Genomic DNA, 11010 nt, shown 5'->3' with positions numbered 1-11010 from the left:
CTTTTTCATGGTCTCGCCCTCGCTGCCGTTGGCTTCTTTGAACGCCACCGTGGCACTGTGATGCCTCGGCGGGGGCGAGTCCATCGATTACAAGGACCGCGTGTAGGCCAATAGCTGTCCAGGTATTGGATCCATTCCCATTCGCAAAAACCCCGTGCGTTTCGCCAAAGCTTGAGTACAATCGTCAGCTTTTGCCGGGCCCCCTGTCCCGTCGCTGGAATTCCCAATGCTGACCGGTAGCTACTCCTCTTCGCTGGTGTTGATTTCGCTGTGCGTGGCGATCCTGGCGTCCTATACCGCCCTTGATCTGACCGGCCGCATTGCCACGGCCAAGGGCCGGGCTGCCTATCTGTGGATGGGGGGAGGCGCGCTGGCCATGGGCATTGGCGTGTGGTCGATGCACTTCATCGGCATGCTCGCCTTCAGCCTGCCCATCGACCTTGGCTATGACCTGGCGCTTACCGCGTTCTCGCTGCTGATCGCCGTGCTGTCCTCGGGCTTTGCCCTGTGGCTGGTGAGCCAGCCGAGCCTGCCGTTTCTGCAACTGGGCTTTGGCGCGCTGATCATGGGCGCCGGCATCGCCTGCATGCACTACACCGGCATGGCCGCGCTGCGCATGCTGCCAGGTATCGACTATGACCCCACGCTGTTCGGCGCTTCGCTGCTGATTGCCGTGGGTGCTTCTGCGGCGGCACTGTGGATTGCCTTCCGCCTGCGCAAGCATACCCCCTACGTGCGGCAGATCCGCGGCCTGGCGGCAGTGGTGATGGGGTTTGCCATCGTCGGCATGCACTACACCGGCATGGCGGCGGCGAATTTCCCCGAAGGTAGCTTCTGTGGTGCGCTGGGCGGTGGATTGCAAGGCGATAGCCTGGTCTACCTGGTGCTGATCACCACCCTGGCGGTGCTGGCCGTGGCGTTGCTGACCTCGGTGCTGGACGCTCGCCTGGAGGCACGCACCGCCGAGCTGGCCCGTTCGCTGACCCTGGCCAACCAGGAGCTTACCCAGCTGGCACTGCACGACACGCTCACCGACCTGCCCAACCGTACCTTGCTGGCCGATCGTATCGAGCAGGCCATCGCCAAGGTGGCGGAGCAGGGTGGTTGCTTCGCCTTGATGTTCATCGACCTGGACGGCTTCAAGCCGGTCAACGACGCCTTCGGCCACCATATCGGCGACCTGCTGCTCAAGGCCGTGGCCGCGCGCCTGCGCGGCCACCTGCACAGCCAGGACACCCTGGCGCGCATCGGTGGCGACGAGTTCGTGCTGTTGGTGGAGTTGCAGGAGCCTGACGATGCCATGGATGTGGCGGTGAAGCAGGTGAACCTGGTGTCACGGCCATTCCGGGTAGCCGAGCACGACCTGCAACTGTCCGCGAGCCTGGGTATCGTCCTGTACCCCGGCAACGGCCAGGACCAGCACGAGCTGCTGCGCAATGCCGACGCCGCCATGTACCACGCCAAGAGCGCCGGCAAGAACGGCTACAGCTTCTTCGATGTGTCGATGAACAGTAACGCTCGCCAGCAATTGCAGCTTTTGCAAGACCTGCGCCAGGCACTGGAGCAACGCCAGTTCCGCTTGCACTACCAGCCCAAGTTCGACGCCCAGGCATGCCAGCCTATTGGTGCCGAAGCCTTGCTGCGCTGGGAGCATCCGCAGCAGGGGCTGTTGCTGCCCGACCGTTTCATCGGCCTGGCGGAGAAGACCGGTTTGATCATCCCGATCGGCGAGTGGGTGCTGGACGAAGCCTGCCGGCAGATGCGCCAGTGGCTGGATCAAGGGCATCAAGGCTGGCGCATGGCCGTGAACCTGTCGGCCATCCAGTTCTGCCATGCCGGGCTGGTCGATAGTGTGGCCAGGGCCCTGCAGCAGCACGGCCTGCCAGCCAACTGCCTGACCCTGGAAATTACCGAAACCACAGCCATGCATGACGCCGATGCCAGCCTTACCGTGCTGCAACGGCTGTCCGACATGGGCGTGGACCTGTCCATCGACGACTTTGGCACCGGCTATTCCAGCTTGATGTACCTCAAGCGCCTGCCCGCCAACGAGTTGAAGATCGACCGCGGCTTTGTGCGTGACCTGGAACAGGACAGTGACGATGCGGCGATTGTCTCAGCCATTGTCGCCCTGGGCCAGGCGCTGGGCCTGCGCATCGTTGCTGAAGGCGTGGAGACCGACAGGCAGCAGGATTTCCTGACCCGTCTGGGGTGTGATTCGCTGCAAGGTTACCTGCTGGGCCAGCCAGCACCGGCTGAACAGTTCATGGGCAAGTTGCAGGCATTGCGTCAGCAAGAGACTGCGGCGGGTTAAACGGCGTCGCGCAAAGTGACGGCGGGGATGAACGCATCCATTTCCGCTTCGACGGCTTCGATGATGCGCTCAACGTCGGCTGCCGCCATGATGGCCATGCAAGGGATACCGGCGATGGCCAGCAGCGTTTCGCCAGTGGCGCGGTCGAACAGCCGGGCGACCATGCTGCGGGGCGCATCCATGATGGCCTCGAAGCCCAGCGGATGGAAATGCCAACGCATCACCTGGCAGGCGTTGGGAAACGTCATCTTGTTCATGCCAGCCTCCTTGTCCGTGCCTGGACGCGGTGATCGGTTGGCTGCGCGTATGCGCCACCGGGAATGTAAACATAGCAGTTGCCACGCGCGATTCTCGGTTGCAAATACGACAAATGTACCAATGCATGACAGAGGTCACATACTTGTCACGATGCCCCTGTGGCCGGAGCCGGCAGGGCAAACGTTTTCCGGGCACGATTGCGCTGGTTTTCCGCTACGTTCAGTCCGTTTTCAGTGGCGTTCGGCGCACGCGTTTTCAGACGAGCGGTGTACTCAGCCCAGCAACCCGGCGGCGATATTGATGGTGAATCCAAGAATCGCCGTATTGAACACGAAGCCCACCAGCGAGTGGGCCAGTACCACCCGCCGCAATGCTCGCCCGGCAACCCCCACGTCGGACGTTTGCACCGCCACGCTGATGGTGAACGAGAAGTAGTGAAAGTCCCAATAGTCCGGGTTGCGCTCGCCATCGGCGAAGCGCAGCGGTGGTTCGTGGTTTTGCCCGGTGTAGAACAGGCGGGCGTAATGCAGGCTGAAGATGCAGCCGATCAGTAGCCAGGAGCCCGCCACGGTCAGGCCGGTATAGAGGTAATGCAGGGCCAGTGCCGAGCCTTGCAGGCCCCGGCTGGACACAAGTTGCAGGGTGACCGCGGCGAGGCTGGCGATGGCGGCGATGCACACCGTTAGCAAGACCACGCCAGCGTTCTCGTCTTCGACGCGGGCAACCTTGCGGACCTTTTCCGGGCCCGCTTGCCAGCTCAGGTACAGCACCAGCAGCAAGTACAGCCATACGCCCAGGTTCCAGCCAGCGAGAATGTGCTGCACGGGGTCACCGGCGGGGATCAGCCAGGCGCCGAGCAGGCCGGTTGCGGTGGCGAGGCTAAGGCGGGGGTGGGTATGGGTCAGGCGGTGGAAAGCCATGGGGCCTCTTTTTCGGTGGGTATGGCTACCACTCTAGACTGTGACAGGACACATGAGCGGTATACGCCGTCCATTGTGGGAGCGGGCGAGCCCGCGAAGCAGGCACCACGGTGATTGGCACGGGCTCGCCCGCTCCCACAGGGGTCGCGCAAGACTCAGGTTTTTCATCAAGGGAGCTATCCCTGTCAAAGCGGGCCATGTGGGCTGTTGTTTTCTTTGATGTCGCCCATCGCACGGCATTGCAACTCTCAGTACACTGCATGCTCCAACACCAACATCTGTTGAACTCGAGGTTTTTGCATGACGCTCAGTCCTTTGGCAGGCAAGCCGGCTCCGGCCAGCGTGCTGGTCGATATTCCCCGACTGCTCACCGCCTACTACACCGGCCGCCCAGACGCTGCCGTGGCGGCCCAGCGGGTGGCCTTCGGCACCTCGGGGCACCGGGGCACTTCGCTTGAATTGAGTTTCAACGAATACCACGTGCTGGCCATCACCCAGGCCATCTGCCTGTACCGCCAGGAAAAGGGCATCGATGGCCCGTTGTTCATCGGTGCCGACACCCACGCCCTGTCGGCCCCGGCCACTGCCAGTGCCCTCGAAGTGCTGGCGGCCAACGGTGTGCAGGTCAGGCTGTCCAAGGACGACGAATACACGCCGACGCCAGCCGTGTCCCACGCCATCCTCTGTTACAACCGTGGTCGTGAGCAGGGCCTGGCCGATGGCATCGTCATCACCCCGTCGCACAACCCGCCGCAAAGCGGTGGTTTCAAGTACAACCCACCCAATGGCGGCCCGGCCGACAGCGACGTGACCAAATGGGTCGAGGCCAAGGCCAACGAGTTGCTGGCAGCCAACCTTGCGGGCGTGAAGCGCATGGACCATGCCCAGGCGCTGCAAGCCCCGACCACCCAGCGCCACGACTACGTCAGCAGCTACGTGGCAGACCTGGAAAACGTCATCGACTTCGACGTCATCCGCAACGCCAAGCTGCGCCTGGGCGTCGATCCGCTGGGCGGGGCAGGGGTGCGCTACTGGTCGGCCATTGCCGAACACTACAAGCTGGACCTGGAAGTGGTGAACACCGAGGTCGACCCCACCTTCCGCTTCATGACCGTCGACTGGGACGGCCAGATCCGCATGGACCCGTCCTCGCCCTACGCCATGCAGGGCCTGATCGGCTTGCGCGAGCGTTTCGACGTGGCCTTCGCCTGCGACCCGGACCACGACCGCCACGGTATCGTGACCGCCGACGGCCTGCTGCAGCCGAACAACTACCTGGCCGTGGCCATCGACTACCTGTACCGCCACCGTCCGCAGTGGCGCAGCGACGCCGCCGTGGGCAAGACCGTGGTGTCCAGCGGCATGATCGACCGCGTCACCCAGCGCCTGGGCCGTGAGTTGTACGAAGTGCCAGTGGGCTTCAAGTTCTTCGCCCAAGGGTTGTTCGACGGTACGCTCGGCTTTGGTGGCGAAGAGAGTGCCGGTGCGTCGTTCCTGCGCCGCGATGGCTCGGTCTGGGCCACCGACAAGGACGGTTTGATCCCGGCCTTGCTGGCTGCCGAAATGACTGCCCGTACCGGGCGCAACCCGAGCCAGGCCTATGCCGACCTGACCGAGGCGCTGGGCAAGCCGTTCGCCACCCGCGTCGAGGCCAAGGCCGATGTACGCCAGAAGGCGTTGCTGAGCAAGCTGGCACCAGAGCAGGTCAAGTCGACCGAACTGGCCGGCGAGCCGATCGTGCAGATCCTAAGCCACGCGCCGGGCAACGGCCAGGCGATTGGCGGGCTGAAGGTGATGACCGCCAATGGCTGGTTCGCTGCGCGCCCATCGGGTACCGAAGACATCTACAAGATCTACGCCGAAAGCTTCATCGACGAAGCGCACCTGCAACGCCTGGTACAGGAAGCGCAAGTGCTGGTGGATGCGGCGATTGCCTGATTAAGGCGTGAAGTGCCTGGCTTGGGCTTTGTGTCGTGAGTGAGATCGAGCGCCGCCCGCGCGGCGCTTCGCGGGGCAAGTCGGATCGCCGCACCGCCGCTCCCACATTTGTTGCAACGTGGCCATGCCTGTGGGATCGGCGTTGTCCGCCTTGGCGCATGTCTTGAGACGGGTGGGGCGGCGGCAGCGCCCACCGGGAAATCGAGTCGAGCCAACAAAGCTGACAACCATGGCCTGACAGGTGTGGCACGTTGCAACAAATGTGGGAGCGGCGGTGCGGCGATCCGACTTGCCCCGCGAAGCGCCGCGCGGGCGGCGCTCGATCTCACCAGCACCACAGGATTCGAGCCAAGCCCCTCGACACCACATTCCATTTAGTGGTGCAATGCGATGTAAATTAGAATTAATCCTATTTACTCCGCAGGGCCTCCTCATGATCGACGCCGCGCCGCCAACGGAGCCTAGCCTGCCTGCCCTGTACCGGGAGCATCGCGGCTGGCTCGAAACCTGGCTACGTCGGCGCCTGGGCAATGCCTGGGATGCCGCCGACCTCAGCCAGGATACGTTCCTACGGGTACTGGCCAGTGCCCAACCCCTGGCTGACATTCGCGAGCCAAGGGCCTACCTGCTGACAGTCGGCAAACGCCTGCTCAGCAACTTCCACCAACGGCGCAGCCTGGAACAGGCTTACCTCGACGCTTTGGCCAGCTTGCCCGAGCAGCATGTGCCCTCGCCAGAAAAACGCTGGATATTGCTGGAAACCCTGCAAGCACTCGACGAATTGCTCGATGGCCTCAAGGCGCCGGTACGCAAGGCCTTTCTCTGGAGCCAGCTTGAAGGCCTGGGTTACGCCGAAATCGGCAAGCGCCTGGGCGTTTGCGAGCGTTCGGTAAAACGCTACATGGCGCAGGCATACGAACATTGCCTGCTGGCCGAGTTGCAATGACCAACCACTCCCCTGAAACCCGCGAAGCCGTGCGTGCTGCCGCCCGTTGGCTGGCGCTGCTGGACGCTGGTGACGCCAGTGAGAGCGACTTGCTGCGCCTGGCGAAATGGCGGGCCAGCAGCAGCCTGCACGAAGACGCATGGCAGAAGGCATCATTGCTGCGTCAGCGTTTTACCGCGCTACCCGGCGCGCTGGCCATGGCCACCCTGGACCGCCCGGATACCGGCCGCCGCGCGCTGCTCAAGCAAACCCTGGGTATCGCTGTGCTGTTGCCCACGGCCTGGCTGGTCAGCCGGGAGCTGCCGCTGGAGGCCTGGACCGCCGACATGCGCACCTCGGTAGGTGAGCGTCGGCAAGTGCTGTTGAGCGATGGCACATTCGTGCAGCTGAACACCGACAGTGCGGTGGATATCGACATGAATGCACGTCGCCTGACATTGCTTCGCGGCGAAGTGGCGGTGAAGGTGCCCGCCAACCTCAACCTGATGTTGCAGGTGCCTTATGGCCAGGTGGCGGTCGGCGGGGGTGAAGTGTGCCTGCGGCTGGTCGATCAGGCCTGCCGGGTATCGGTGGCCGATGGGGTTGCCAGCCTGCAGCCACTGCGCGGCCCGGCACACGTGCTGCACGCCGGGCAACAAGCCAACCTGCAGGTGGCAGGCGTGGGCCCGGTGACAGGCCTGGATGAATGGCGCCTGGGCTGGCGTGAGGGCGTGTTGCGGCTGGATGACCGCCCCTTGGGCGACCTGTTGCACGAACTGCGCAGGTACCGCCCCGGCGTGCTGCGCTGGGCGCCGGAACTGGAGCGCCTGCGGGTGACTGGCACTTTCCGCCTTGACGATACCGACCGGATTCTTGAATTGCTCGCTGCCAGCCTGCCGTTGCAGGTGCACGCACGCACGCGCTACTGGGTCAGCCTGGCGTCACGAGAAAAGCGTGCTTGAGGCTGTCCCCTTTTTTTCACTCGCCGGTCATTACCGGTAGAAGAAAATAAAGGGGAGCCTTGTTCAATGTCAGTAGTAACGTCTCGCCGCCTGCGCCCACTGGTGCGCGCAGTGCGTCCGTTGTTCGCCATGAGCCTGTTGTTGTCTGCACCCGCCTGGGCTGATGAGCCGGTGCGGCGTGCCTACCAGGTGCCGGCCGCCAGCCTGGGCGCTGTGCTCACCCGGTTTGCCGACCAGGCCGGCGTCAGCCTTTCGCTGGACCCGGCACTGGTCCAGGGCCGGCAGAGTAATGGCCTTTCTGGTAGCTACAGTGTCGAAGAAGGTTTCATGCAGCTGCTACGCGGCAGCGGCCTGCAGTTGCTGCCGGTCGGTGAGGGCGCCTTCACCCTGATGCCAGCAGCCGAGGCCGGTGGCGCTTTGGAAATCGCCCCCACCAGCATCGTTGGCGGGCTGGCCGCAAGCAACGAAACGCAGCCGTATGCTGGCGGCCAGGTGGCTCGGCAGGGCGCGCAAGGCCTGCTGGGCTCGCGTGACTTCATGGAAACCCCGTTCAGCATCACCAGCTACACCAGCGAACTGGTGAAGAACCAGCAGGCGCGAACCTTGGGCGAGCTGATCGCCACCGACCCTTCGGTTCGGGCCACCAATCCGGCAGGCGGGCGCTTCGAGCAATTCACCATTCGCGGCTTCAGCCTGTTCAACAGTGATGTGGCCTACAACGGTTTGTACGGCATCTTGCCGACCTACTCGATCGACATGGAAATGGCCGACCGGGTCGATATCATCAAAGGCCCCAGCCAGTTGATCAACGGCATTTCGCCGCGTGGCAGCGTGGGCGGCGGAATCAATGTGCAGCCCAAGCGCGCTGGCGACAAGCCAATCACCGAGTTCACCGGCAGCTATGCCTCGGCTGGCCAGGCGGGCGGGGCGGTGGATGTTGGCCGGCGGTTTGGCGATGGCCAACAGTTTGGCGTGCGCTTCAATGGCGTGAAGCAGGCCGGCGATACCGAATGGGACCACCAGCGTGTCGAGCGTGAAATGGCAGTGCTGGGCCTGGACTTTCGCAGCGATCGCCTGCGCCTGTCGGCGGACCTCGGCCACACCGAGCGTGACACCGATGCCCCGCAGGAACGCGTGCTGATCGGCGCCAACGCCAAGGTGCCGGATGCCAACGACGTTCGCCACAACTATGCCCAGGCCTGGAGCAAGGCGCGCACCAACGACACGTTTGGTGCACTGCATGCCGAGTACGACATCAGCGAATCGCTGCTGGCCTACGGTGCGGTCGGTGCGCGCAAAAGCAACCATGACTTCCTGCGGCACAACGTCTCCATCGTCAACGATGCCGGTGACTTTACCGTGCAGCCGCGCGACTTTACCCGCGATGAGTCGGTGCGCACCGCCATGGCCGGCCTGCGCAACTGGTTCCATACCGGGCCGGTCAGCCATGAGCTGAACCTGGCGGCCACCTACTTCTACATGGACTTCACCAACGGCGGCGCCCGCTATGCTTCGGCGCCCAGCAACCTCTACAACCCGGTGGTCACACCGACCCCGGGTACGCCTACCCGCATCGACCCCAAGGTCTACACGGAGAACCGCTTCTCCGGTGTGGCCCTGGCCGACACCCTCGGCTTTTTCGATGACCGCCTGCTCCTGACCCTGGGCGCACGCTGGCAACGCGTGCAGGTGGACGACTGGAGCGACGGCGTCAAAGGTGACACGGCCTACGACGAAGAGAAGGTCTCGCCCTCGGGCGGTGTGCTGCTCAAGGTTACCGACCAGCTGTCGCTTTACGCCAACTACATGGAAGGCCTGAGCCAGGGCAAGATCGCGCCTTCGACGTCGATCAACGAAGACCAGATCTTCCCACCGTTCACCAGCCGCCAGGTCGAGGTAGGGGCCAAATATGACCTGGGCAAGGTGGCCTTTACTGCCAGTGCCTTCCGCATTCGCCAGCCGGCCTACGAGACCAACGCCACCTCGCGGGTGTTCGGCCCCAATGGCAAGCGTGACAACCGCGGTATCGAGTTGAGCGTGTTCGGTGAACCCGTGCAGGGCGTGCGTGTGCTGGGTGGGCTGATGTACATCGATAGCGAACTGACCGACACCGTGGGTGGCGCTTTTGACGGCAACCGCGCACCGGCCACACCCGAATACAACGTCAACCTCGGTGCCGAATGGGACGTGCCGGGCGTGCATGGCCTGACCCTGACGGCGCGGGGTATTCATTCCAGCTCGCAGTACCTGGACCAGAACAACAGCAAGCAGATCGATGGCTGGGAGCGGTACGACGTGGGGGCGCGTTATGCGTTCAAGGTGGATGCCACCGAGGTGACCTTGCGGGCCAGTGTGGAGAACGTGCTGGATGATCGTTACTGGAGTTCGGCGGGGGCCTCGGATGACAGTGAGCCGGGGTTGACCCTGTCCACGCCGCGTACCTATCTGCTCTCGGCAACCGTTGGCTTCTAAGCCGTCCCGCAAGCCTTCTGCATACCCTGTGGGAGCGGGCGTGCCCGCGAATCAGGCGACTCGGTGGATGGCACCGGCTCCGCCGGTGTTCGCGGGCATGCCCGCTCCCACAGGGGCGCGTGCAAGGCAGTCGCTCCTGTAGACGATCAGGTTGGCGCAATCGCCCGACCCAGTTTCTGCGCCTGCGCCTGCAACACCCGCATCAAATGCATCGCCGCATGCGAAGGCGGCTCGAAGCGCGAATAGACAAAGCTGATATCGAAGTGAATCTCGTCGGCCAGCGGCACCACCGCCAGGCCACTGTCCTGCGCCACGAATTCGTCGATCAGGCTGATGCCCATGCCCTGCTTGACCAATGCCACCGCCTCGTTGGCATTGGTGAACGACAACAGTGACACCAACTGCGCCCCGCACTGTTCGATGTGCCCTGCCAGCAGTTTGCCAAACGGCATGTCTGGCCTGAACAGCAGCAGCGGGTGCCCTTCCAGTTGCCGCAAGGTCAGCGAGGCATGCCCGGCCAAAGCGTGATCGGGTGGCATCACCACCACCATGCGCCCACGCATGAACGCCTGCGAATGCAAGTGATCGTGCAGCACCGGCAGGGCGGCAATCGACAGGTCGACCTTTTTCGACAGGATCTGGTTGGGCATTTCGCCCATCAGCGAAGTTTGCCACTCGATGTTCAGCGAAGGCGCCTCGCGCTTGAGTTGCGCCAGGGCAATCGGGATGACCACCGTCGACAGCGAAGCGCTGCACGAGATGCGCAACTTGCGGTGGCCGCCGGCACCCAGTGACAGGGCGCACTGGTTGACCTCCAGTGCTGCCTGGTACACCCGTTCGACCTCACGGAACAGCACCTGCGCTTCGGCCGTGGGCACCAGGCGGTTGTTGATGCGCTCGAACAAGCGATAAGCCAAGCGCCCCTCGATGTACTGGATCAGCTTGCTCACGGCCGGCTGCGAGACGTACAGCAACTTGGCCGCCGCGCTGATCGAGCCGGTCAGCATCACCGCGCGGAACACTTCCATGTGGCGCAGTTTGAACACCATGGGGCTTGCGTCTGCGCCTTCGTTGCCAAGCTGCATGTGTATTACCTTCGGTTATGGTCTGTGCCATCTGGGTATGAGCGTCAAACTTGGCCACGCAGTATCTTGAACCCAGCCAAATCGCCCTTGCGGCGCACAATAACAAGATCTGCAGGCAAGCGCAGCGGTGCTTGCC

At 63.6% G+C, this 11010-nt stretch carries 8 protein-coding genes; 5 read left to right on the top strand and 3 right to left on the bottom strand.

The window, feature by feature from the left end; all coding sequences use genetic code 11:
* Positions 1–226 precede the first annotated feature (226 nt).
* Complete coding sequence (locus tag ACIQUI_RS06605; RefSeq protein WP_403196188.1) at positions 227–2314, top strand: putative bifunctional diguanylate cyclase/phosphodiesterase; 2088 nt, start codon at positions 227–229, stop codon at positions 2312–2314.
* Here the strand turns inward: ACIQUI_RS06605 and ACIQUI_RS06600 are convergent.
* Both ACIQUI_RS06600 and ACIQUI_RS06595 read right to left on the bottom strand, forming a co-directional pair.
* On the bottom strand, positions 2311–2571 hold the full coding sequence (locus tag ACIQUI_RS06600) for a DUF1652 domain-containing protein (RefSeq protein WP_403196184.1): 261 nt from the start codon (positions 2569–2571) through the stop codon (positions 2311–2313). The genes ACIQUI_RS06605 and ACIQUI_RS06600 overlap by 4 nt on opposite strands.
* A 273-nt stretch (positions 2572–2844) precedes the next feature.
* Positions 2845–3492 (bottom strand): DUF1345 domain-containing protein, encoded by a 648-nt coding sequence (locus tag ACIQUI_RS06595; RefSeq protein WP_403196183.1) that lies wholly within the window; start codon positions 3490–3492, stop codon positions 2845–2847.
* 300 nt (positions 3493–3792) lie between these two features.
* On the opposite strand from ACIQUI_RS06595, the gene pgm reads away from it, so the two are divergent.
* From pgm to ACIQUI_RS06575, 4 genes are all read left to right on the top strand, one after another.
* Positions 3793–5430 (top strand): phosphoglucomutase (alpha-D-glucose-1,6-bisphosphate-dependent), encoded by a 1638-nt coding sequence (gene pgm / locus ACIQUI_RS06590; protein WP_403196180.1) that lies wholly within the window; start codon positions 3793–3795, stop codon positions 5428–5430.
* A gap of 433 nt (positions 5431–5863) precedes the next feature.
* Complete coding sequence (locus ACIQUI_RS06585) at positions 5864–6376, top strand: sigma-70 family RNA polymerase sigma factor (RefSeq protein WP_403196177.1); 513 nt, start codon at positions 5864–5866, stop codon at positions 6374–6376.
* Positions 6373–7317, top strand: coding sequence for a FecR domain-containing protein (locus tag ACIQUI_RS06580; protein ID WP_403196174.1), 945 nt, complete (start codon positions 6373–6375; stop codon positions 7315–7317). The genes ACIQUI_RS06585 and ACIQUI_RS06580 overlap by 4 nt, the downstream gene beginning before the upstream one ends.
* A 66-nt stretch (positions 7318–7383) precedes the next feature.
* Positions 7384–9789 carry a TonB-dependent siderophore receptor gene (locus ACIQUI_RS06575; protein ID WP_403196171.1) on the top strand — a complete coding sequence of 802 codons (2406 nt, stop codon included), beginning with the start codon at positions 7384–7386 and terminating at the stop codon, positions 9787–9789.
* 146 nt (positions 9790–9935) lie between these two features.
* Here the strand turns inward: ACIQUI_RS06575 and ACIQUI_RS06570 are convergent, their stop codons facing one another.
* Positions 9936–10874, bottom strand: coding sequence for a LysR family transcriptional regulator (locus ACIQUI_RS06570; RefSeq protein ID WP_403196169.1), 939 nt, complete (start codon positions 10872–10874; stop codon positions 9936–9938).
* Positions 10875–11010 lie beyond the last annotated feature (136 nt).

Origin of the sequence: Pseudomonas sp. NPDC090592, from assembly GCF_044769185.1 — a bacterium.
In the GTDB taxonomy this organism is placed as follows: domain Bacteria; phylum Pseudomonadota; class Gammaproteobacteria; order Pseudomonadales; family Pseudomonadaceae; genus Aquipseudomonas.
This window is presented reverse-complemented; position numbering and strand designations above follow the sequence as displayed.